General features: G+C 29.8%; 22 protein-coding genes. 7 read left to right on the top strand and 15 right to left on the bottom strand.

Annotation, left to right across the window (positions count from 1 at the left end):
* Positions 1-1041 (top strand): lysophospholipid acyltransferase family protein, encoded by a 1041-nt coding sequence (locus RRF68_RS00640; RefSeq protein ID WP_315944647.1) that lies wholly within the window; start codon positions 1-3, stop codon positions 1039-1041.
* Here the strand turns inward: RRF68_RS00640 and RRF68_RS00635 are convergent.
* The 4 genes from RRF68_RS00635 to RRF68_RS00620 form a co-directional block, all read right to left on the bottom strand.
* On the bottom strand, positions 1028-3943 hold the full coding sequence (locus RRF68_RS00635) for a glycoside hydrolase family 3 N-terminal domain-containing protein (RefSeq protein WP_315944646.1): 2916 nt from the start codon (positions 3941-3943) through the stop codon (positions 1028-1030). The genes RRF68_RS00640 and RRF68_RS00635 overlap by 14 nt on opposite strands.
* Before the next feature lie 39 nt (positions 3944-3982).
* Positions 3983-4468, bottom strand: coding sequence for an ABC transporter ATPase (locus tag RRF68_RS00630; protein ID WP_315944645.1), 486 nt, complete (start codon positions 4466-4468; stop codon positions 3983-3985).
* Positions 4469-4540: 72 nt separating this feature from the next.
* A complete protein-coding gene (locus tag RRF68_RS00625; RefSeq protein ID WP_315944644.1) occupies positions 4541-5368 on the bottom strand; it encodes a 3'-5' exonuclease in 828 nt (275 codons plus the stop codon).
* Positions 5369-5382: 14 nt separating this feature from the next.
* A complete protein-coding gene (locus tag RRF68_RS00620; protein ID WP_315944643.1) occupies positions 5383-6237 on the bottom strand; it encodes a PPK2 family polyphosphate kinase in 855 nt (284 codons plus the stop codon).
* Between the two features lie 147 nt (positions 6238-6384).
* Here RRF68_RS00620 and RRF68_RS00615 point away from each other — a divergent pair, with 147 nt between their 5' ends.
* A complete protein-coding gene (locus RRF68_RS00615; RefSeq protein ID WP_315944642.1) occupies positions 6385-6894 on the top strand; it encodes an NAD(P)H-dependent oxidoreductase in 510 nt (169 codons plus the stop codon).
* 37 nt (positions 6895-6931) lie between these two features.
* Here the strand turns inward: RRF68_RS00615 and RRF68_RS00610 are convergent, their stop codons facing one another.
* From RRF68_RS00610 to RRF68_RS00595, 4 genes are read right to left on the bottom strand one after another with little or no spacing between them, the layout of a single operon-like run.
* Entirely contained in the window at positions 6932-7852 is a 921-nt protein-coding gene (locus RRF68_RS00610) for an AraC family transcriptional regulator (protein ID WP_315944641.1), read from the bottom strand.
* 8 nt (positions 7853-7860) lie between these two features.
* Positions 7861-8211, bottom strand: coding sequence for a hypothetical protein (locus RRF68_RS00605; RefSeq protein ID WP_315944640.1), 351 nt, complete (start codon positions 8209-8211; stop codon positions 7861-7863).
* Between the two features lies 1 nt (position 8212).
* Positions 8213-8521, bottom strand: a complete 309-nt coding sequence (locus tag RRF68_RS00600; protein ID WP_315944639.1) for a hypothetical protein — start codon at positions 8519-8521, stop codon at positions 8213-8215.
* Positions 8522-8525: 4 nt separating this feature from the next.
* Positions 8526-9821 carry an NAD(P)/FAD-dependent oxidoreductase gene (locus RRF68_RS00595; protein WP_315944638.1) on the bottom strand — a complete coding sequence of 432 codons (1296 nt, stop codon included), beginning with the start codon at positions 9819-9821 and terminating at the stop codon, positions 8526-8528.
* Positions 9822-9930: 109 nt separating this feature from the next.
* Between RRF68_RS00595 and RRF68_RS00590 the strand changes: the two genes are divergently transcribed.
* Positions 9931-10365, top strand: a complete 435-nt coding sequence (locus RRF68_RS00590; RefSeq protein WP_218772949.1) for a hypothetical protein — start codon at positions 9931-9933, stop codon at positions 10363-10365.
* 2 nt (positions 10366-10367) lie between these two features.
* Here RRF68_RS00590 and RRF68_RS00585 read toward each other — a convergent pair whose 3' ends face one another.
* From RRF68_RS00585 to RRF68_RS00560, 6 genes are all read right to left on the bottom strand, one after another.
* Positions 10368-10895, bottom strand: a complete 528-nt coding sequence (locus RRF68_RS00585) for a hypothetical protein (RefSeq protein ID WP_315944637.1) — start codon at positions 10893-10895, stop codon at positions 10368-10370.
* A 639-nt stretch (positions 10896-11534) separates the two neighbouring features.
* Entirely contained in the window at positions 11535-12275 is a 741-nt protein-coding gene (locus tag RRF68_RS00580) for a LytTR family DNA-binding domain-containing protein (RefSeq protein ID WP_315944636.1), read from the bottom strand.
* 194 nt (positions 12276-12469) lie between these two features.
* Complete coding sequence (locus tag RRF68_RS00575) at positions 12470-13633, bottom strand: histidine kinase (RefSeq protein WP_315944635.1); 1164 nt, start codon at positions 13631-13633, stop codon at positions 12470-12472.
* Positions 13634-13775: 142 nt separating this feature from the next.
* Positions 13776-15320: a hypothetical protein gene (locus RRF68_RS00570; RefSeq protein ID WP_315944634.1), complete on the bottom strand. Its 1545-nt coding sequence runs from the start codon at positions 15318-15320 to the stop codon at positions 13776-13778.
* Positions 15321-15489: 169 nt separating this feature from the next.
* Positions 15490-17379, bottom strand: coding sequence for a molecular chaperone DnaK (dnaK, locus tag RRF68_RS00565; protein ID WP_315944633.1), 1890 nt, complete (start codon positions 17377-17379; stop codon positions 15490-15492).
* Between the two features lie 132 nt (positions 17380-17511).
* On the bottom strand, positions 17512-18120 hold the full coding sequence (locus RRF68_RS00560; protein ID WP_218772954.1) for an NUDIX hydrolase: 609 nt from the start codon (positions 18118-18120) through the stop codon (positions 17512-17514).
* A gap of 7 nt (positions 18121-18127) precedes the next feature.
* Between RRF68_RS00560 and pyrE the strand changes: the two genes are divergently transcribed.
* Together pyrE and RRF68_RS00550 are read left to right on the top strand one after the other, a co-directional pair.
* The gene (pyrE, locus tag RRF68_RS00555) at positions 18128-18778 is read left to right on the top strand and encodes an orotate phosphoribosyltransferase (RefSeq protein ID WP_218772955.1); all 651 of its coding nucleotides are present in this window, start codon (positions 18128-18130) and stop codon (positions 18776-18778) included.
* A gap of 6 nt (positions 18779-18784) precedes the next feature.
* Positions 18785-19174, top strand: coding sequence for an SRPBCC family protein (locus RRF68_RS00550; protein WP_315944632.1), 390 nt, complete (start codon positions 18785-18787; stop codon positions 19172-19174).
* A 1-nt stretch (position 19175) separates the two neighbouring features.
* Here RRF68_RS00550 and RRF68_RS00545 read toward each other — a convergent pair whose 3' ends face one another.
* On the bottom strand, positions 19176-19907 hold the full coding sequence (locus RRF68_RS00545) for a biotin--[acetyl-CoA-carboxylase] ligase (RefSeq protein WP_315944631.1): 732 nt from the start codon (positions 19905-19907) through the stop codon (positions 19176-19178).
* Positions 19908-19994: 87 nt separating this feature from the next.
* Between RRF68_RS00545 and rsfS the strand changes: the two genes are divergently transcribed.
* Both rsfS and ftsH read left to right on the top strand, forming a co-directional pair.
* Positions 19995-20363, top strand: coding sequence for a ribosome silencing factor (gene rsfS / locus RRF68_RS00540; protein ID WP_218772958.1), 369 nt, complete (start codon positions 19995-19997; stop codon positions 20361-20363).
* Positions 20364-20389: 26 nt separating this feature from the next.
* Complete coding sequence (ftsH, locus tag RRF68_RS00535; protein WP_275314679.1) at positions 20390-22318, top strand: ATP-dependent zinc metalloprotease FtsH; 1929 nt, start codon at positions 20390-20392, stop codon at positions 22316-22318.
* The last annotated feature ends 10 nt before the right edge of the window (positions 22319-22328 follow it).

The raw sequence follows: 22328 nt of genomic DNA, 5'->3' as shown, positions 1-22328 counted from the left end.
ATGAAGTTTTTATTATACTATTTTTTAAAAATTTATATTAAAATAGGCTTATTCTTTTATGCTAAAAAGACAACAGTATTGGGTAGGGAAAATATCCCTAAAAAAGGAGCTATTTTGTTTGTAGCCAATCATCCGAATGCCTTAATAGATCCTTTATTAATCGCTACAAATACAAAAAGAAAAATTCATTTTTTAGTACGCGCAGCTGTATTTAAAAAACCAACAATTGCAAAAATTCTAAACGTAATTGGTTTAATGCCTGTCTATCGTATTAGAGATGGTATTAAGCAATTATCTAAAAATGATGCTATTTTTAATAATTGCCAAGAACTACTAAAAAACAATAAAACTTTACTAATTTTCCCTGAAGGAAGTCACAATAGAAAACGAACAATTAGACCTTTAAGTAAAGGTTTCACCCGAATATTATACGGCGCTATAGAAAAATATCCTGACTTAAAAATTCATATTGTTCCGGTTGGAATAACTTATCAAAACTCTTCTAACTACCCATCAAAAGTTGCGCTTATTTTTGGCGAACCTATTCTAGCTAATAATTTTTATGCTATTGATAACAAAAATACGTTGATAAAAGAATTGAAAAATAAAATTAGTGATCAATTAAAAAATTTAACGGTTCATATTAACGATGATGAAAACTACAACACCATAATAACGGCATTAAATAAAACAACTATAGATTATACTGATGTAAATAACAGCAATTATCTTATAAAAAAAGATACCTACCCTAGCAAAAAGAAGATTGAAAAAGAAAACAAGTTGTTATACTACTTCGTTATTCTAAATAGTTTCATTCCTTATTTAATATGGAAATCATTAAGTAAAAAGATTCCAGAAATTGAATTTACCGACACTTTTCGTTTCGCATTAGGTATTACGTTGTTTCCTTTTTTCTACGCTTTACAAAGCTTTGTCATCAGTTTGTTTTTTAGCACAGAAATAGCGCTAACATATTTAGCTGGTTCACTTTTATTAGTATTATTATATACCAAAACAACTGCGACTAATGCAGGATAGCATCTTGAATATCTTGTTGAATTTTAGTACGCATGTTACTTCTAACCAACCCTCTATTATTCATATTAGGATATACTCTGTTTGATAAAAAAACATATAACAAACCCGACTTAGGATCTACCCAAGTATAGGTTCCTGTAAAACCGCTATGCCCGAAACTCTCTTCAGAAACACAACCACAAGTTGCCTTAACTTTAGGATTTAACTGAGGCTTATCGAAACCTAAACCTCTACGCACTTTTTTATCAGCATAATATCTTTTATTAAATTTATCAAGCGTCTCCGCTTTTAAATATTCCGTACCACCGTAAGTTCCTTTTTGCAAATACATCTGCATAATTTTAGCCACATCATTGGCGTTAGAAAACAAGCCTGCATGACCGCCAACACCTCCTAACATAGCCGCACCCATATCATGTACATAACCATGTACTAATTGATTTCTATAGTAATCATCTTTCTCTGTAGGAACAATTTCTGTTTTATAATATTTCTGAAGCGGTAAATACGTCATTCTATCAGCTCCTAATGACTTATAAAACTCTTCATCCACTAACTCATTTAAAGGTTTTTGATATTTTTTTTCTAAAATTTCCTTAAAAATATAATACCCCAAGTCACTATACTTATATCCCACTCTATCTCTTTGATCGGCATCCACAATATGTTTATATATAGTATCTCTATAAGACTTACTTAAATATAATTTTGGAGCTACTTTTATGTTATACTTTCTTGTTCTTTTTTTTCGATAATATTTAAATGAATTTCTTCCAGTAGCTTCATCTATTGTGTTCTTGTAAAAAGGAATCCAAGAAGGAAGACGGCCATAGTGAGATAATATTTCTTTTAATAATAAAGTGTCTTTATTAGATTTTCTGAACCTTGGTAAAACATCACCTAAGCTAGAAAACAAGCTTATTCTTTGAGTTTCTTCTGCCTTCATAATCATAGGTAAAGAGGCTAAGATTTTGGTTAAGGAAGCTAAATCATATATGTCGGAATTCTTAACAGGTTGATTTTTTAATGCGGTATGATACCCGAAACTTTTATTGATAAAAACTTTTCCGTTTCGAGCTACTAAAATTTGCCCTCCTGGTGTCATTTTTTCATTTAAAATAGTATCGATTCTTTTATTTATAATCGATAATTTCTCCGAAGACATTCCTGCTTCTTCCGGAATCGTATACTCTAAAACATTATTATTTTTTAATAAAACACCGTCTCCTGCATTAAATTCGCTATTAATTGACACAGGTAATTTTCCTTTTACATCAAAAGCCCCAAACAACGCTTGTGCAGAAAGTTCTTGTGCTAATTTGCTATTTTGATAAGAAACAACGAGCGCTTCTATATTTGTAAATGATTTTAGTTTTAATAAACTATAAGGACTTGCAAATACATCTAAAATAACTTTTTTCGTTCTCGCTATTTCTTGTAACCAAACCAACTCTTTATTTGAAAACTTATAACTCTTCCATGGATGATCATTCGACTTATGAAAACCAACAATAACCACATCGTATTTTGTTAACTTTTGCATTAAAACACTCAAGTGCTTATCAGAAACAGCTTCTATCTTTGCATAATTCTTTAGCATTCCTAAAAAATCATCTCCTTTAGAGTCTCCCAAAGAAACATAAGCTACTTTCTTATCTTTTAAGTTTCTAATCGGTAAAATAGTTGCTTCATTTTTTAGTACAGTTATAGAGTTTTTAATCAATTTTCTGTGTAAAACCTCATCATAAGGGTTATTTAAATCTTCTTGAAGATTATCTAAAAGTAACGAATTATACTTATTTAAACCAACTAAATATTTTGCTTTTAGTATTTTTTTTACAGAGTAATTTAATCGCGCTTCAGTTAAAGTTCCTTTTTCAATAGCTTCTTTTAACAGTTTTACAGAACCAGGAACATCTTGCGGAATTAATAACAAATCGTTACCCGCCAAAATGGCTGCTAAATCTATTGCTGCTGGAGAAGAATAATTGGCAGCTCCTTTCATATTTAATCCGTCAGTAATCACCAAACCTTTAAAGCCTAGCTTTTCTTGCAACAAATCGGTAACAACACTTTTTGATAATGACGTTGGTAGTTTTTCATTTTTTTCTAAAGCTGGAATACTTAAATGTGCTGTCATAACACTTGCAACCCCAGCTTTAAATATTTTTTTAAACGGATACAACTCAATAGAATCTATTCGCTGCTTACTAAAATTAATCGTTGGTAATGTGTGATGAGAATCTGTTGCAGTATCTCCATGACCAGGAAAATGTTTTGCGTTTGCTAAAACATTAACACTTTGCATTCCTTGACTAAAAGCGATTGCTTTTTTAGTAACATTTTCTTTACTTTCTCCGAAAGAACGATTTCCAATAATTGGATTGTTCGGATTTGTATTTACATCTACTACAGGTGCAAAATTTATGTGAATTCCTACTCTTTTACAATGCTCGCCTATTCTTTTACCGGTTTCTCTTAAAAGCGCTTCATCTTCAATTGCGCCTAAAGTCATATTCCAAGGAAAGCGATAGGTATTTTTAAGACGCATATCTAATCCCCATTCGCCATCAAAACCAATTAGCAAGGGCACTTTAGATTCTCCTTGATACTTGTTATTTAAAATGACTTGTTTTTCTGGTGTTCCTTGCATGAATATTAAATTCCCAACATGATATTTAGTAATCATTTCAGTTATTGATTGTTCATGCTTCTTGTCTTTATTCGAATAGGCTTGTACCATAAACAATTGTCCGATTTTTTCATCAATCGACATTGAATTCATAATACTATCTACCCAAACATTTTGTGCATCTGCATCTTTCGCTAAAAGCGGATCTTGTTGCTGCGCATTTACAAATTGAATAAAAACAAACCCTAAAAAAACTAGTATCTTTTTCATAATGTCTTAATCATCTATACTTTAATGGAAAATCAATTGCTATACCAAAAATCGTTTGTGCCAACTTTTATCGGCAGTAACTTCCCAATTAGTTTCAAAGTCTGCTTTTGTATCTATCATATTGTTAAATACAATTGTTTTTGAGGTTATCTTTTTATCTTTTGCTAATTGCTGAAAATCAGCTAATTTAACAACATTAATATTATCACCGTCTTTAAATGAAACGTTCATTTTGTTCATTAAATCGATTCTTAATTCTTTTTCTAATTCTTGTACAAAGTGTACCGAAGAATCTATAGAACAACCAGATACATTGTTAAAACCTTCATCTACACCCAATACTAAAAATTGATTGTATTTTATGGTAAAAGAGCCTTTTAAGTCGTCTCCATGACGCGTCCAATTATCAATAAAAAGTATTGCTTTTGCGCAAATATATTCGACTTCTTCTATGCTAAATTCTCTATCTGCTTGATAGACCCAAACTCTTGAATTACTTGGTAAATTGTTATATTCTGTAAACATTTTTTTATTCTTTTTTTATAATCTCTAAAGTAAAAATTAATATGATTACTTCGCTTAAACCTATGTTAAAGATTATCTTAAATTAAACTTTTGTTGTAAAGCCTCTAATTTCTCTCCATCTGTCATTTTCTTTTTCGGCACTGCCATTCGTTCTTTAATTTCTCGCAATACTTTTTTTGTGTACAACGGAAAATCTGCATTCTGAATCCATGAATTATACCCTGGGTTTTCTTTAAACACATCTTCAACAGTTCTTCCCTTATATTTTCCGAAAGAGAAAATTTCTTGATCCTTGTCATTCATCAAAATAAAACCAGCAAAATCTGCTCTTTTACCATGTGTTGAATATTCGCTTAAAGCATCAACAGTGTTCTCAATATCTTCATATTTATCTAACTGTGCTAATAAAATTTCGTAAGTAGCATTGGTATCGGCTTCTGCACCATGCGCGCCAATTAATTCTTTGCCACAGTAAAATTGATACCCTGCACTTAAAGTACGCTGTTCTTTTTTATGAAAAATTACTTGAACATCTACCGCTTTACGTTCTTTCATATCAAAATCGATTCCTGCGCGCATTAACTCTTCTGCTAAAACAGGAATATCGAATCTGTTTGAATTAAAACCAGCCAAATCGCAACCAGCAATCATTTCGTTTATACTAACAGCTAAATCTTTAAAAGTTGGCTCGTTGGCAACTTTTTCGTCTGTAATTCCGTGAATTTCTGATGATTCTTTTGGTATTGCTACCTCTGGATTTACCAACCATGTTTTACTTTCTTTATTTCCGTTCGGAAACACTTTTAATATTGATATTTCTACCACTCTATCTTTCGCAATATTGATTCCTGTTGTTTCTAAATCGAAAAATATAATTGGTTTTGTTAAGTTTAATTCCATCTTTTTTTTGGCAATTATTCGTTATTTAACTGAGCTTTAAACTCGTCTAATTTATCTAAATCTTTTTGAGCTAATGCAGGTTCTTTAAAACCGTATTTTTTAAGCTCTTCACTAATTGTTTTACCTACAATATATCTTGCCGTTGGTTTATCATCTGCAGGCACTACATACCAAGGCGCATAATCTGTATTCGTTTTGTTTAATAAATCCTCATAACATTCTTGATATTTACTCCACAACTTGCGCTCTTTTAAATCGCCAGAAGAGAACTTCCAGTTTTTCTCAGGAATATCTAAACGACGTAGCAATCTGTTTTTTTGTTCTTCTTTAGATACATTTAAAAAGAATTTTAAAATAATGGTTCCGTTAGCTGAAATATGTTTTTCAAACTGATTGATTCTTTCCATTCTATCATGATAAAAAGCATCATTTAAATCTTCTAAACTTTTAACTGTAGGAATGTTCTCTCCAAAAACATACTCAGGATGCACTCTTGTTACCAACACATTTTCATAATGTGTTCTATTAAAAACACCTATTTTTCCTTTTGCTGGTAAAGCAATATAATGCCTCCATAAGAAATCGTGCTTCAACTCTAGTTCGGTTGGTACTTTAAAACTATGCACCACTACTCCACGTGCATTCACATCTTTAAACACTTCACGAATTAAGCTATCTTTACCAGAAGTATCCATTCCTTGTAAGCAAATTAACATACTATACTTACCTTCAGCATACATGGTATCTTGTAGCTCACTTATTTCTTTTCGTACTTTTTTAAGTTTCTTTTTTGCCTTTTCATCTACTTCTTTGGTAGTAAAATGACTTAATGTTACTTCTTTCGAAAACTTGTAGGTGTCTGTATTCATTTACAACTGTGCATTGGTAGCATAAAAATACAAAAAATATACTCTTTTAGTATTGATTTTTTCTTGAGAATTATCAATTTTTACAATTGAAGTTTAAATGCTGTTCTAATTAAATTTAAGAAATTTAACTTCTAAATAAGAATACACATGAATACAAAGGTAATTATACAAGCAAGCTCTAAAAGCAACGGAAACACAAATAGGATTGTTCGTTATTTGAATAAAAATAATGATTTTAATGTTATCGATTTAAAGACTAAAAGTATTGGTTCTTTTGAATATGATTTTAGCAATGCGAATGACGATTTTATTCCTTTAATGGAAACTATTATACAAAAATACGACACCATTATATTTGCTACACCCGTTTATTGGTATAGCATGAGCGGAACTTTAAAAACATTTTTCGATAGATTATCCGACCTTTTACACTACAAAAAAGAACTAGGAAAACAAATGAGAGGCAAAAAAATGGCTATGATTAGCAACTCAGGAGAAAATGATTTAAAGAACGGATTTACAATGCCTTTTATAGAAAGCGCCAATTATTTAGGCATGAATTACCTTGGCGATACGCATACTTGGTTTACCAAAGATGGTTCTGAAATTGATTCAAATGCTTTAAAAAATATTGATACTTTTAGAGGTTTGTTCTAAAGAAAAGGTTGCTGGTAAAACAGACAACCTTTTCCTTTTATTGAATCGGAATACAAATATCTACAATACATTTTCCTTCGGGATGCTCTTCTGGGTTGTTATAGTAAATTCCAAACGGATCTTGATCCGCTTTTTTAAAACCATGTTCACTCATCCATACAAAGTTATTTTCCCAAGCTTTTTGAAACTCTGAAGGATGAATCTTTAAATGAGAAACAATACACTTCGTTTTAGTCAACGTTCTTAAATTTATTTCACCATCCGTTTTCACTAACCTATTTAATGTCATACAAGCACTCATACGTATTTTATCTTCGTCAGTAATTTTTGGGCTATCATGATAAATTGTTACCATTCGTAAATCTTTTTGTTGCATTAAACCTTTCGGAAAAGCCCATTTCATTAACCTCTTATAAACACCTTCGATTAAATCCATCTTTCCTTGATGACTTATATATGCTAGCTGCAATTCAGGTACAATTTTAACTTCAGTAGTTGCATTCATTTTTAACCAATTTAAAGAATTATGTATATTACAAATATACTTTTCAAATAACGTTACCACTTGCCCATTCTTGCTTTCTGCTTTACAAATCTTGCTAAAATTATTTTGACTTTCTTTTTTGAACTCTGCAGGACTCATCCCATAGAATTTTTTAAATGCTCTTGAAAATGAAGATAAACTTGTAAACCCTACTTTTTCGGCAACTAAGGTTATTGGTGTTTCTTTTTTATGCAATAAAAATGATGCTGCTTTTTCTATTCGTTTTCTAGTTATAAAATTATTTAATGTTTCTCCTGTTACTGTTAAAAAAAGTCGATGAAAATGAAATCTAGAAAAACAAGCTTTGCTTGCAACCTCTACTAGCATCAACTTTTTATGTAAATTATCTTCAATATAAGTAATTGCTTTAGTTATTCTTATAATTGTTTTTGAAGTTTTTTTTTCTGGATTCATTATTTCTTTTAGGTTTTTTTCTGGAGGATAAAAAAGATGAATCCACTTATAAAATATAAAAATACATCTATTATATCTGCCGTGTATCTCGGATTGTATTTAGGTAAGAAATACTCATATAATAATGCGTAAAAACTACAAATGTATAAAACAATCCAAATAGAAATTTGATAGTTTTTATTGCTTTTACTCCACCTTAAAATAAATAAGCAAACTGATAATACTATCGGAATAATTAAAAAATCATTTACATAAAACTGTACTAATTCTGGTAATTTATAATCGTTTTTTTGCATAAAATAAACACCAGTTCCTATAAATAGCGAAAATACAAAGTAAATATATATTACTTTTTTCATTTTATCCTGCAGCTACCATTGCTATAAACCAAGCTAAAGCACCTCCTATTAAACTTACCAACAAAAAAGCGGAGTACAGAATCCATCCTACAACTTTATACAAGAAGAAAGGGTGTTTTTTTAAACGCTCTGCTAAATTAGGGTTGGCAATTTTATGCTTCACCTTTTCTATTTCTACTTGCTTATATGCCTCTTCTTTTAAAGCTCTTTTTTTTTCATGAGAAATTAAAGTATTACAATTTTCACAATACTCTTTGTTTGTATTAAACAATCCGCATTTAGGGCATTTTATATTTCTTGTAATACTCATTTTCTTATTCTTTAAAACTGTATTTATTTTTATTCTTATAAGGTCTTATTATAAGTCTTGTTTCCCTATCAAATCGAATATAGTTATACATCCAATTCATAAATACAATTACTTTATTTCTAAAACCTATTAAAGAGAATAAATGCACAAACATCCAAACAAACCAAGCAAAAACTCCTTGAAATTTTAATTTTGGTAAATCTACCACTGCTTTATTTCGCCCAATAGTTGCCATGGCTCCTTTATCATTATATTTAAAAGGCTTTAATTTTTTCCCTTTAAACTTGGTTAAGATATTTTTAGCCAATAATGTTCCTTGCTGAATAGCAGGTTGCGCCATCATCGGGTGCCCATATTTATATTTTTCGGTTTGCATGCACGCAACATCTCCAATAGCATATACATTGCTATAACCTACAACTTTATTGTATTCATCAACCTTAAATCGGTTAGCTCTTTCTACCAAACACTCTTGTTGTAAACCGTTAATAGATTCGCCTTTTACTCCGGCAGCCCAAATCACAGTTTCTGCCTTAAAATGGTCATCGCTGTTGGTTGTTACCGTAGTACCGTCATAATTTAAAACCCGAAGATCTTTCCAAACATCAACGCCTAATTTTATTAAGAAATCTTCGGCTTTTTCTGAAGCCTTATTACTCATTCCTTTTAACAACTCGCCTGAACTCTGAATTAAATTAATTTTCATTTGACGGATATCTAAATCAGGATAATCTTTAGGTAAGATTCCTTTTTTCATTTCAGCTAAAGCACCGGCTAACTCAACACCTGTTGGTCCACCACCAACAATTACAAAATTCATTAAAGCCCTTCGTTTCTCTAAATTAGTTTCTAACAATGCTTCTTCAAAATTTTCTAATACCAAGCTACGAATATTTAATGCCTGTGGAACAGACTTCATTTCCATCGCATATTTTTCGATATTCGTATTTCCGAAGAAATTAGTTTTAGATCCTGTGGCTATAATCAACTCATCATACTCTAAATTACCAATAGTTGTTTCTATTCTGTTTTTATCAGCATTGATATTTAAAACTTCTGTTAAACGGAAAAAGAAATTTTCTACATCGTTAAATCGTTTTCGCAACGGAAAAGCAATACTATCTGGCTCTAAACCGCCAGTTGCAACTTGATAAAGTAATGGTTGAAAAGTGTGATAGTTATGTTTGTCGATTAAAACAACTTGAAGTTCTTGTTCTTCTAATCCTCTTGCTGCAGCTAAGCCAGCAAAACCTCCTCCAATAATTATGACTCTAGGAAAACTTGTTTGAGGGATATTCATTTTCAAATGATTTTATTTCAGAATAGCAAATTTACTTAAAAGTTGAATTTTATTCTTTAAATTTGTATATTATCTCATATAACTATTCCCTTACTAAAAACACAATACCATGTTTAAATTTTTAAAAAAGAAAAAAGTAAAAGAATTAGTTATTAAATGTGATACTGATACCGTTCTTATTAATGAAAAACCTATTATTTTCCCTACCAATTACGATACATTAATAGCTGTTTTAGGCAAGCCAGAAAGGGAACTTACCAAAACTAATCATTATATGATTTGGGACCAGTTTGGTATATTTTGTGGCTACACAGATAAAAATGAAATTTTATCTATTAATGTATACCAAAGTAAGCAAGATAGAAGTGAGTATAATAGTAAAAAACAATTTAAGGGTAAACTTCTGTTAAATGACGAAGAGATTACAAATAACGAATTCAGTAAAATTGCTTTAGGTAAAGTTGCCATTCATAGGCTTGGAAGCGAAAATGAAATCCGTTTTGGTTTTAGTTTAGGTATTAATAAAATATACACAAATATTTAAACCTAAAGCTCTCTTTTTAACTGCTGAATCGTTTTAGTGGTTGATATTAAATCATTTATTAATATTTCTCTTAAATCATCTATATCATCCTCATAATAGGCAGCCCATTTATATTCTTTAAACAAGATTTGAATTTGTTTTAAACGTTGGTGTGCAAATTCTGATGTCATTAAAAAAACAATTTTATTTTCTTCTTCTTTTAATCGTTTAATTTTAACTTGTTTTGTTTTAAAATTCACCTCTAAATAAAATACTTTATCAGTATTATTTAACAGATAAAAATCTGACCAATTTGCAAAACCAACATAATAATTTTGACTTTTATATTCTTCTACTTCCTTTATTTTCCATCGACAATTAGCTACACGCCCCCAATGATTTGAGTAACGGTAAACACCTTCATCTGCATAGAAATATAAGCTCCCAGATTTGCTTTGATAATGTGCTGATTTATCTTTAAAAAAATCTATAGATCGCGATTCGAACTCGCAATAGGTATATCTAAAAAAATTATATTTATGAAACTTCATTATTCAAAAGTAAATAAAGAGATTGGGATATAATGAAATATTTTAATCAAAAAACCGAATTACTTTGCAGAAATTCGATTAAGATTAATAAAAATCAAAGAAGTTTTTTTTAAAAAAAACATTCTTAAAATTAATGGTTCCCCCAGAACCTTCTTTAAAATTAAAAACTTATACTTTAAAATAATTCTCTAAAATTTGACACCCATAATTACAACTAACTATAACATTCTATTTACAAGCGTTTTAATAGAAAATGACATTCTTTTAAAAATAGAATTTAACCTTATTTATTTTTAAATCTACATGCAATTAACTTTTTATTATCTTGTAAAGAACACAAAATCTTCCTAATGAAGTGTTTTTATTTCCGAATGAAGAAAACAACCAATATATCTTACTTTAATTACTTTTGATAAGTCTATCAAAACTATATTAATCTTAATAATTTATGCCATCTTATCAATATTTTTACTTTTATTAACGCAAGGTTTAATCTCAACAATATTCTCAAGTCTCTCATTCTATTCTTATTATAATTCAAATATTAATAAAAATTCATAAAAACAGGTTATTTACTTTCCGAAAACGCATTTTATCTTTCCTAACTAAATAAGGGGTACTTATAATTAATTTTATGTATTAAGCATAAAAAAGAATTTCAAAATTTTCTTTATAACTCTTACTTACTGGAACTTTAAATTCAGTTTTCAAGGTTATTTCTTTTTCTTTTTTAGAATATGTTGCTATTTTATTTACATTAATTATCCAAGACCTATGTACTCTTATAAACTGAGTATTATCACATAGTAAACTTTCATAATAACTTAATTTTTTAGCTACCATATATTTTTTATCTTTTTCTATATGTAAGATAGAATACATCCGATCGGCCTCTATACTAACTATATCTTTTGTACTTACAATTGCATAATCTTTTTTATATGGTATTGCAATTTTAGTAATTATCTTTCTGTTATCCTCTAATAGATTAACTCTTAAAGATGCTGTTTTATTTGCTATTTGTTCTTTAGCTTTTTTTATTGCCGACTCTAAATATGACACGTCTATTGGTTTTAATAAATAGTCTATTGCCGCGACTTGAAAGGCTTTTACGGCATAATTATCATATGCAGTTACAAAGATTATGTGAAAGTTAATTTCATCAAATTCTTTCAATAATTGAAAGCCATTTTTCTGAGGCATTTCAACATCTAAGAAAACTATTTGTGGTTTGTATTTTTTTATAGCCTCTATAGCTTCATCTACATTTTTTGCTTCTGCTAAAACATCAACATCATTACAAAATTCGCTTAATAAAAACCTTAAATTTTCTCGCGCATTAACTTCATCATCGACTATTATTGAGCTAATTTTATTCATCAATTAAAATGTGAATTATTTATATTATTACAATTATTAATTAAAACCTACTCTTGTTTCACACTATTATTCTTCTTAAAAACATCTAAATTTCATCATAAAAAAAACCTTTTAGATATGTAAGTATTAACTTTCATTTTAAAGCAATTAATAAAAATTTCTGATTTTCATAAATACTTTTTAACAAACAGTATTTAAAAAGTAAAAGGTATTTTAATAACCAATTTTGTTCCCATACTTATCGCTTGATATTCAAAACCAATATCGGTTCCGTAATGTTTTTTTAAAATTTTTAATTTATCCTTTATCATTTTGGTTGAAAAAGACTCCCTTTCTTCTTTTATCTTTTTATTTATTTTATGAGATTCATCAAGTCCAACTCCGTTATCGGTTATGATGCATTTAATAAAATTCTCCTGAAAGAACTCAATCTTTATTTTACCTACACCATCTACTTTATGAAACAACCCATGCTTTATAGCGTTTTCTATAAATGGTTGAATTATCATAGTTGGTATTTTAATGTTCTCTATAAGTTCTTCTCCTATTATTTCATATGTAAAATTATCTCTAAACCTTAATTTTTCTAGTTCTAAGTATTTTTTTAAAACAGAAATCTCTTCTTCAAAGAAAACAAAACTTTTATTACTTAAAGCAAGACTTTCTCTTAATAATGAAGAAAATTTAGTCAAAAAATTATAGGCATTATTTTTATCACCTTTTAACACTAAATTTTGAATAGAATTCAGCGCATTAAATGTAAAATGCGGATTCATTTGACTTTGTAATGCTTTTAATTTTGATGCGATTAACTCTTTCTGCATGCGTTCATTCGCTATAGCTTCTTCTTGTTTCTTTTTTACTCGTTTTAACCTCAAGTAAAAAATTAACCAATATAAAAAGATAATAAAAACAGTTGTAATTACGTAAAACCATTGCCGTTTATAAAAAGGTTTATTTATTGTTATCTTAATAACCTTCGCTTTAGTTTCTTGCTCTCCAGATAGACTTACCTCCTTTAGCTTAAAAATATAATTTCCGGGTACCAGGTTATTAAAAGTAATTTGATTTATTCCTTTATCTAATACATTCCAATTATCTGGATTAGAATACTCTTTTAAAACATACTTATAAACTACGTCTTCATGTGATAGAAACCCATTAGCATGAAAATTAAATTTTATTTTTTTTACATTTGATTCAAAAGAATAAGTTTCTTTTTTAACTATTTTCTCTCCATCAACCTCTATGGAAGTGAAATAAAAATCTAAAATTTTATTATTTTTAAAAGCTTTTTCTTTATCAATTTTAAACAACCCTTTGTTTGAAGTAAAGAATAATACTTTTTCATCAGGCATAAAGCCTGATATATTAAATGAAGCTACCCCATCTTTTCTAGTTAAGCTTTTAATTTTGTTATTATTTGTATTTAATAACTGTAAACCTTTATTTGTAGATATCCATAAAAATTCTTTTTCTCCTTTAATTTCATCTACCTGATTAGATAATAACCCGTTTTTTTTCTGAAAAATGTTTTACTACTTCACCTCTTTTAAATCCAATAATCCCATCTTTTAAAGTTGATACCCAAACAACATTATTAGTTGTTTCTGTTATATTATTTGCAAATACTGGTTGTTCATTAAATTTAAGTTGTATCGCTTCATTTTTTTGATTGTACATTTCTGTACCATCTGTATAGCCTATATATTTTTCTTTTTTGCTGCTATAATAAACAACTTTTGTTCTAGTAGCCCTAAGTTCTGTTTTCTTCCTTGATCTTATATTAACAGCACTTGCTGTAGAGTGCGTTGCATACAGTAAATTATTTTCATCTAAAAAGGTTACATCTTTCGCATTGTATAAAAAATTATCTCTAGTTAGCTGTTTACTATCCTTATTATAAATTAAAGATCCGTTTGCAAAACTTAAATACATATTGTTTTTACCTTCAACAATAGCGTATAGTTTATTATTTATTTTTTTTATTAAATGTGATATTTCATTTGTATTCTTATCAAGAATCATTAAATCTCCTTTAATAGACCCCATCATTAAAGCATCAGTTCCTAAAGCACTTATTGCCATTAAATTTTCCTTATCTTTTTCAATACTATATTTCTCTATATACAAATTAGGTATAATGAAAACGCCGTCTGTTAATGTTGTAAACCAATAATTATTGTTTCTATCTTTTAAAAACCTACTTATCGGCACACCTTTAAAATAAGTTTTTTCATAATGTAATTTATTATCTAAAAACTGATAAATAAAAACCCCTTTCTTTGTGCAAAACCATAATTTATCGTCTAAACTATAAAACTTTATTACGCCATTATTAAGTACTAGTTCTTTTGGCAACAATACCTCCTTTAACTTTTTATCAACTCCATAGTATAATTTTGGTGTAGCCGATAAGTTTTTAGTGTTATATGCAAATATTAAATCGATATTATTTATTGTAGTTACATCCCAAATATTAAAATTAAATTCTCCGTACTTTTTTAAATCATACTTTACTTTTAACTTTTTATTTTTTGCTCTTACGAGTATTTTATCCTCGTCAAAACTCAATAAGGAATCTTTTTTTGGTAAAGATGATAACAATCGAATATTTTCATCGAGAGTTTTATACTCAAACAAACCTTTAGAATCTACTTCATAAACACCTGTTTCTGTACTCACAACAACATTATTGTCTACAAATGTAAAAACAGCCAGTTGTCCATTTACTTTATCCTGAAAATCATAAAACAACAGTAATTTACCATTATCTAAATAAAAGATTTGTCCTGAAATATTGTTACACCAAACTCTACCTTTGGCATCTAATTTTAAACCAAAAACAGATAAACCTCTTTTTTGCGGGTGTGAAAAGTTCTTAAACTTTTTACCATCATAACTAAAAAGACCTTTATCTGCTGCTAGCCAAATTACCCCTTCATTATCCTCAATTATATCATAAAATTCGATATCTGGTAAGCCGTCTTTTTCGGTTAAATGAGTATAAACCGGATGCTGTGCTATAATTTTATTAGCAAGCAATAAAAAGGTTAAAAACAGGTATATACTTATTTTTTTTACAATATATTTTTAAACATACATTTTCAAATGTAGTTATTATTAAAATAATGAAAATAAAAAAATCCATTACAATTTCTTGTAATGGATTTTATATTTATAAAACGTTATGTTTTAACTTCTATTCAGTAAATTACTTTACTTCTTCGAAATCTACATCCTCAACATTGTCTTCCTGAGCAGTATTTGCTTCTGGTTGCGCTTGTTGAGCTCCTGCGGCACCTTTATCAGCATACATCTCTTCAGACGCAGCTTTCCATGCTTCATTAATAGTAGTTAAAGCACTATCAATTCTAGAAGTATCTCCAGATTCATGAGCAGCTTTTAATTCTACTAAAGCAGCTTCAATTGGCGCTTTCTTATCGTCAGATAATTTTTCACCAAATTCTTTTAATTGCTTTTCTGTTTGAAAAATCATAGAATCTGCTTCATTGATTTTTTCAGCAGTTTCTTTTGCTTTTGCATCTGCATCAGCATTTGCTTCTGCATCAGCTTTCATTTTTTCGATTTCTTCTTCTGATAATCCTGAAGAAGCCTCAATCTTAATATCTTGAGTTTTCCCTGTAGCTTTATCAGATGCAGATACTTTGATGATTCCGTTTGCATCGATATCGAAAGTTACTTCAATTTGAGGAACTCCTCTTTGTGCTGGTGGAATATCTGTTAATTGGAAACGACCAATTGTATTGTTATCTGCTGCCATTGCTCTTTCACCTTGTAAAACGTGAATATCTACAGATGGTTGATTATCTACAGCTGTAGAGAATACTTGAGATTTTTTTGTTGGAATCGTAGTATTCGCATCGATTAACTTTGTGAATACGTTACCCATTGTTTCAATTCCTAATGATAAAGGCGTAACATCTAATAATAATACGTCTTTTACATCTCCAGATAAAACTCCACCTTGAATTGCAGCTCCTAAAGATACTACTTCGTCAGGATTTACTCCTTTACTTGGTGATTTTTTAAAGAATTTTTCAACAGCTTCCTGAATTGCAGGAATACGAGTTGATCCACCTACTAATACGATTTCATCGATTTCATCGATTGTTAAATCCGCATTTTTTAAAGCAGTTGCACAAGGTTCAATAGTTCTTTTAATTAAATCATCGATTAAAGCTTCAAACTTAGATCTTGTTAATGTTCTAACTAAGTGCTTTGGTCCTGAAGCAGTAGCAGTAATATATGGTAAGTTAATTTCTGATGAAGTTGTGCTAGATAATTCAATCTTCGCTTTTTCAGCAGCTTCTTTTAAACGTTGTAAAGACATTGGATCTTTACGTAAATCCATTGCTTCGTCAGCAATAAATTCTTCTGCTAACCAGTTAATAATTCTTTCATCAACGTCATCTCCACCTAAATGTGTATCACCATCAGTAGCTAATACTTCAAATACACCGTCTCCTAATTCTAAGATAGAAACATCATGTGTTCCACCACCAAAATCAAAAACAACGATTTTTTTATCATCGTGAGATTTATCTAAACCATAAGCTAAAGCAGCTGCAGTTGGTTCGTTAATAATTCTTCTAACTTTTAAACCTGCAATTTCACCAGCTTCTTTTGTAGCCTGACGTTGTGCATCGTTAAAATATGCAGGTACAGTAATTACAGCTTCAGAAACATCTTGACCTAAATAGTCTTCAGCTGTTTTCTTCATTTTCTGTAATACCATTGCAGAAATTTCTTGTGGCGTATATAAACGACCATCGATATCTACACGAGGCGTATCGTTATCTCCTTTTACTACTTTATAAGGTACTCTTCCTGCTTCTTTTGAAGAATCAGAAAATTTATTACCCATAAAACGTTTAATAGAATAAACTGTTTTTGTTGGGTTAGTAACTGCTTGACGCTTTGCTGGATCACCAACTTTACGTTCTCCTCCTTCTACGAATGCTACGATAGATGGTGTAGTTCTTTTTCCTTCTGCGTTAGGAATAACAACTGGTTCATTCCCTTCCATTACAGAAACACATGAATTTGTGGTTCCTAAATCAATTCCTATAATTTTACTCATAACTAATAACTATTTATCTTAAATTTTTAATTCAATTTTACGATTAGTAATAGTCAAACTGTGTGCCAACTAGTTTTTACTTTTGTTTTGGCAGAAAAACTAATGAAGTTATTTAGCAACAATGACAGAGTGTCATTTTTTTAATGATTTTACATAAAATTTATAAACCATAACAATGTTAGAAAATGTACTTTTTAACGCTTTATTTGTAGCCTCAGCATCCTTAAACATTACTTTGGTTATACCTTCTTCTAACTGCGGAGTTAGTATACCTTTGTAAGATGAAGACATTAAGTACCAATGTGTTTCTTTTAATCGATGTTTTCCTTTCTGAATAAAAAAGTGATATGTTTTAATTAGTTTTTTATCTATTTTAAGGTTTGTAATACCGCATTCTTCTTCAACTTCTCTTATTGCTGTTTCCTTTATATTCTCTCCTTTTTCTTGTCTTCCCTTTGGCAAATCCCATTTACTACCTCTGTAAATAAATAAAATTTCTTTTTTATCGTTTAAAACGAGTCCGCCTGCGGCAACAAGAACCTTAAATTTCATTTTAAAGATCTCCCAATCTTCTTCCAAATTACTAGTACAAAGATAAACACCTTTTAATTTGCCTAGTTTTAACTTATAAATAAGTTCTTCTATAATTGTATTTTTGTAAATATAAACAACATAATCTTCTTCATTTTTTACTGAAGTTGTAAAGATTATTGGTTTATCATTAACAAAAACTTTATACATTTGCGTTATGGATTTTAACAAAGATACAGCAAAAAAAACTGCCGAACTTCTTCTGCAAATAAAAGCTATTAAATTAAGCCCTCAAGAGCCTTTTACATGGGCTTCTGGTTGGAAATCACCAATTTACTGCGACAATAGAGTAACCTTATCTTACCCACCAGTTAGAAATTTCTTAAAAGAAAAGATTGCTAAATTGGTTGAAGAGAAACATGGTAAACCTGATGTAATTGCTGGTGTTGCTACCGGTGCAATTGCAATTGGTATGTTAGTTGCTCAAGAACTAGGAGTTCCTTTTATATACGTACGACCAGAACCTAAAAAACATGGCCGTAAAAACCAAATAGAAGGACATTTAGATAGCGGTCAGAATGTGGTTGTTATTGAAGATCTTATTAGCACAGGTAAAAGTAGCTTAAATGCGGTTAAAGCTTTAAAAGAAGCAAACGCAACAGTTAAAGGTATGATTGCAATTTTTTCATACGGATTTGACATTGCTACCGAAAACTTTAAAAACGATCGTGTAGAACTAACTACCTTAAGCAATTACGAATACCTACTTGAGCAGGCTTTAGATAGTAAATATATTACTAGTGAAGAATTAAGATTGTTAGAAGACTGGAGAGTAGCACCTAGTAAATGGAAACAAAACGAAAAATAAGATATAATGAATATTGAAGGAAACAAAGTAATTGTAAAGAAATCACCTAAAGAAGTATTTGATTTTTTAATCAAATTAGAGAACTTCGAACAATTAATGCCAGAAAACACTCAGAAATTTGAAGTAGATGGCGATAGTTTTATTTTTGGTTTAAAAGGAATGCCTGAAATAAGATTGGTAATGAAAGATAAAACAGAGTATTCTAATATTACATTAGGTGCTGCTAGTAGTAAATTACCTTTCACTTTATCAGCAGATATTAGTGAAATTTCTGACAATGAAAGTGAGGTTACTTTAAAGTTTGACGGTGAATTTAATGCGATGATGGCAATGATGGTAAAAAAACCATTAACTAAGTTTATTGAAACTTTAACTGAGAATATAGCAAAAATATAAATTAGGCAAACGAAACTTCTTTAATTCCAAATTCTTTAATCGTTTCGTTTTCTAATTCGATTTGGAGATTACCAGTATCGGAAACTCCAACAATTTTACCCATAAATAAAATGTTTTGAGCTGTTTTAAACATGCTCGGAACATTTTTTTTATACAATACCTTTAAATATTCCTCTTCTAAAAAAGCATACTCCTTTTTATTCAGCAATGCTATATTTTGTTTTAAGCACTGTAAAGCTTTGTCAAATAACAATTCTAAATCTACTTCTCTACCAATAATCATTTTTATGGAAGTAGCATTTGGCAAATCAATTGAAAAACTATTTTGATTTACATTAATACCAATCCCTATGACAGATGAACTAATTTCGGATAAATTAAAAGTGTTTTCAATTAAAATACCTGCTATTTTTTTGTTTTCTGACATAATGTCGTTGGGCCATTTTATAGCTAATCGAGGTAGTTTCAAATCTTTAACTGCTTCATAAACACTCAAAGAAACACAATAATTCAAATACTTAAAATCAGCAATACTAAGGTTAGATAACTCACAAAAAACACTAAAAGTCAAGCTCTTACCTGCATCTACAATCCAGTTAGCATTCATTTGTCCTCTGCCAGCTGTTTGAGTTTTTGCAATTACTACAGTAAAATCACCGACCTTTACTTTTGCTGCCATATCCTTTAAAAAAGAATTAGTTGAATCAATGGCATTAAGTTTGATTATTTTCATAGAAGTTTTGTGAGTAAAACAAGTATCAATATTAAGCAAATAACTCACAAAAAAATAATAACTTTGCTAAAAACTTAATTTTTTTTGATGACTAAAAAACAAGCAAGCACAGACGATTTAATCGCTGTGATTATAAAAGGTATTGATGAGGTAAAAGGAGAAAACATCCAATTACTAGATTTAAGAGGAATAGAAAATACTGTATGTGATTATTTTATAATCTGTTCAGGAAATTCAAACACTCAAGTAAACGCCATTTCAGGTTCTGTACAAAAAATGGTAAGCAAAGAACTTAAAGATAAACCTTGGCATATTGAAGGGCAAGGAAACTCTGAATGGGTTTTAATGGATTATGTGAATGTTGTTGTTCATATTTTTCAAAAACAAGTACGTGACTATTACGATATTGAAAGTCTTTGGGGTGATGCTAAAATCACTGAAATTAACCCAGCTTAATTGCTAATAATTTACACATATTATTTATGAGTGATAAGAAAAAAAATCCTCCAAAATTTAGTTTTAATTCATTTTGGATATACATTCCGATATTAGTTGTCCTGTTAGGATTGAGTTTCTTTAACTCAAACGACTTAGGTTCTAGAAGCATTTCTAAGAACGAGTTTCATAAAATTTTACAAGAAAACGATATTCAAAAAATCGTTATTGAAAATAATAATGTTGCTCAGATATTCTTAAAAAGCGAAGCTGAGAAGAAAGAACAGCACAAAAAAATAACAGATTCTCCTTTTTACAGAAAAGGATCTCCTTTGTACACTTATAATTTTGGAGATTTACAAAATTTCGAAAATGAAATTAAAAAAGAGAAAGCCGAAAACAATCTTGATTTTGATAGAACTAATGTAGAGCCTACAAGTTTGGTAAAAACATTGTTCGACTTTCTTCCTTTTATTTTATTAATCGGTATCTGGCTTTTCTTTATGAAAAGAATGTCTGGTGGTGGATCTGGAGCCGGTGGCGGTGGTCAAATATTTAATATTGGTAAATCAAAAGCTAAATTATTTGATGAAAACACCAAGGTAAAAACAACCTTTAAAAATGTTGCTGGTTTAGAAGGAGCAAAAGAAGAAATTCAAGAAATTGTAGATTTCTTAAAAACACCTGAAAAATACACAAAACTTGGTGGTAAGATACCTAAAGGAGCCTTATTAGTAGGACCTCCTGGAACAGGTAAAACCCTCTTAGCAAAAGCTGTTGCAGGTGAAGCTGGAGTTCCTTTTTTCTCTTTATCAGGATCTGATTTCGTAGAAATGTTTGTAGGTGTTGGTGCGTCTCGTGTAAGAGATTTATTTAAACAAGCGCAACAAAAATCTCCTTCTATAATTTTTATTGATGAGATTGATGCTATTGGTCGTGCAAGAGGTAAAAACAGCATGACAGGTGGTAATGATGAACGCGAAAACACATTAAATCAACTTTTAACAGAAATGGATGGTTTTGGTACTGATACAAATGTTATTGTATTAGCAGCTACTAACCGTGCTGATGTATTAGATAAGGCTTTAATGCGAGCGGGACGTTTTGACCGTCAGATATATGTTGACTTACCTGATTTACATGAACGTAGAGAAATCTTTGAAGTACATATTAAACCATTAAAATTAGCCGAAAATGCTGATTTAGAATTGCTAGCACAGCAAACTCCAGGGTTTTCTGGTGCAGACATTGCTAACTTATGTAACGAAGCTGCTTTAATCGCTGCAAGAAACAATAAGGAGGCTATTGAGCATCAAGATTTCTTAGATGCTGTTGATAGAATAGTTGGTGGTTTAGAAAAGAAAAACAAGGTAATCACGCCAAAAGAAAAGAAAGTTATTGCTTTTCATGAAGCTGGTCATGCTACCGTAAGTTGGATGTTAGAACACGCAGCTCCGTTAGTAAAAGTAACTATTGTTCCTCGTGGCCAGTCATTAGGTGCTGCCTGGTATCTACCTGAAGAAAGAAAGATTATTCAAACAGAGCAAATGCTTGACGAAATGTGTGCTACAATGGGTGGTAGAGCTGCTGAAAAGTTAATGTTCAATAAAATTTCTACTGGTGCATTAAGTGATTTAGAAAAAGTTACCAAACAAGCTCGCGCTATGGTTACTGTATATGGATTAAACGAAAAAGTAGGTAATATTACCTATTACGACTCATCAGGAAATGATTCTTTTGTAAAGCCATATAGTGATGATACTGCTAAGACCATTGACGAAGAAATTTCTAAAATGATTGAATTTCAATATCAAAGAGCTATTGATCTTTTAAGTGAACACAAAGATAAACTTAACTTACTTGCTGATTTATTGTTAGAAAAAGAAGTTATGTTTAAAGCTGATTTAGAAAAGATATTTGGTGAAAGACCTTTTGAAAAGAAAGAAAATAAAACTAATCCAGTAATAGAAGAATAGTTTTTATTTG

This window comes from Tenacibaculum sp. HL-MS23, assembly GCF_032463465.1.
Classification (GTDB): Bacteria; Bacteroidota; Bacteroidia; order Flavobacteriales; family Flavobacteriaceae; genus Polaribacter; species Polaribacter bernardetii.
The sequence above is the reverse complement of the archived record's forward strand: the minus strand, read 5'-3'. Positions and strand labels throughout refer to the sequence as shown.

Bases quoted from the DNA above. Each gene is read 5' to 3' on its own strand.
- RRF68_RS00640 (WP_315944647.1), top strand. From the start codon at position 1: ATGAAGTTTTTATTATACTATTTTTTAAAAATTTATATTAAAATAGGC.
- RRF68_RS00635 (WP_315944646.1), bottom strand. From the start codon at position 3,943: ATGAAAAAGATACTAGTTTTTTTAGGGTTTGTTTTTATTCAATTTGTA.
- RRF68_RS00630 (WP_315944645.1), bottom strand. From the start codon at position 4,468: ATGTTTACAGAATATAACAATTTACCAAGTAATTCAAGAGTTTGGGTC.
- RRF68_RS00625 (WP_315944644.1), bottom strand. From the start codon at position 5,368: ATGGAATTAAACTTAACAAAACCAATTATATTTTTCGATTTAGAAACA.
- RRF68_RS00620 (WP_315944643.1), bottom strand. From the start codon at position 6,237: ATGAATACAGACACCTACAAGTTTTCGAAAGAAGTAACATTAAGTCAT.
- RRF68_RS00615 (WP_315944642.1), top strand. From the start codon at position 6,385: ATGAATACAAAGGTAATTATACAAGCAAGCTCTAAAAGCAACGGAAAC.
- RRF68_RS00610 (WP_315944641.1), bottom strand. From the start codon at position 7,852: ATGAATCCAGAAAAAAAAACTTCAAAAACAATTATAAGAATAACTAAA.
- RRF68_RS00605 (WP_315944640.1), bottom strand. From the start codon at position 8,211: ATGAAAAAAGTAATATATATTTACTTTGTATTTTCGCTATTTATAGGA.
- RRF68_RS00600 (WP_315944639.1), bottom strand. From the start codon at position 8,521: ATGAGTATTACAAGAAATATAAAATGCCCTAAATGCGGATTGTTTAAT.
- RRF68_RS00595 (WP_315944638.1), bottom strand. From the start codon at position 9,821: ATGAATATCCCTCAAACAAGTTTTCCTAGAGTCATAATTATTGGAGGA.
- RRF68_RS00590 (WP_218772949.1), top strand. From the start codon at position 9,931: ATGTTTAAATTTTTAAAAAAGAAAAAAGTAAAAGAATTAGTTATTAAA.
- RRF68_RS00585 (WP_315944637.1), bottom strand. From the start codon at position 10,895: ATGAAGTTTCATAAATATAATTTTTTTAGATATACCTATTGCGAGTTC.
- RRF68_RS00580 (WP_315944636.1), bottom strand. From the start codon at position 12,275: ATGAATAAAATTAGCTCAATAATAGTCGATGATGAAGTTAATGCGCGA.
- RRF68_RS00575 (WP_315944635.1), bottom strand. From the start codon at position 13,633: ATGCCTGATGAAAAAGTATTATTCTTTACTTCAAACAAAGGGTTGTTT.
- dnaK (WP_315944633.1), bottom strand. From the start codon at position 17,379: ATGAGTAAAATTATAGGAATTGATTTAGGAACCACAAATTCATGTGTT.
- RRF68_RS00560 (WP_218772954.1), bottom strand. From the start codon at position 18,120: ATGTATAAAGTTTTTGTTAATGATAAACCAATAATCTTTACAACTTCA.
- pyrE (WP_218772955.1), top strand. From the start codon at position 18,128: ATGGATTTTAACAAAGATACAGCAAAAAAAACTGCCGAACTTCTTCTG.
- RRF68_RS00550 (WP_315944632.1), top strand. From the start codon at position 18,785: ATGAATATTGAAGGAAACAAAGTAATTGTAAAGAAATCACCTAAAGAA.
- RRF68_RS00545 (WP_315944631.1), bottom strand. From the start codon at position 19,907: ATGAAAATAATCAAACTTAATGCCATTGATTCAACTAATTCTTTTTTA.
- rsfS (WP_218772958.1), top strand. From the start codon at position 19,995: ATGACTAAAAAACAAGCAAGCACAGACGATTTAATCGCTGTGATTATA.
- ftsH (WP_275314679.1), top strand. From the start codon at position 20,390: ATGAGTGATAAGAAAAAAAATCCTCCAAAATTTAGTTTTAATTCATTT.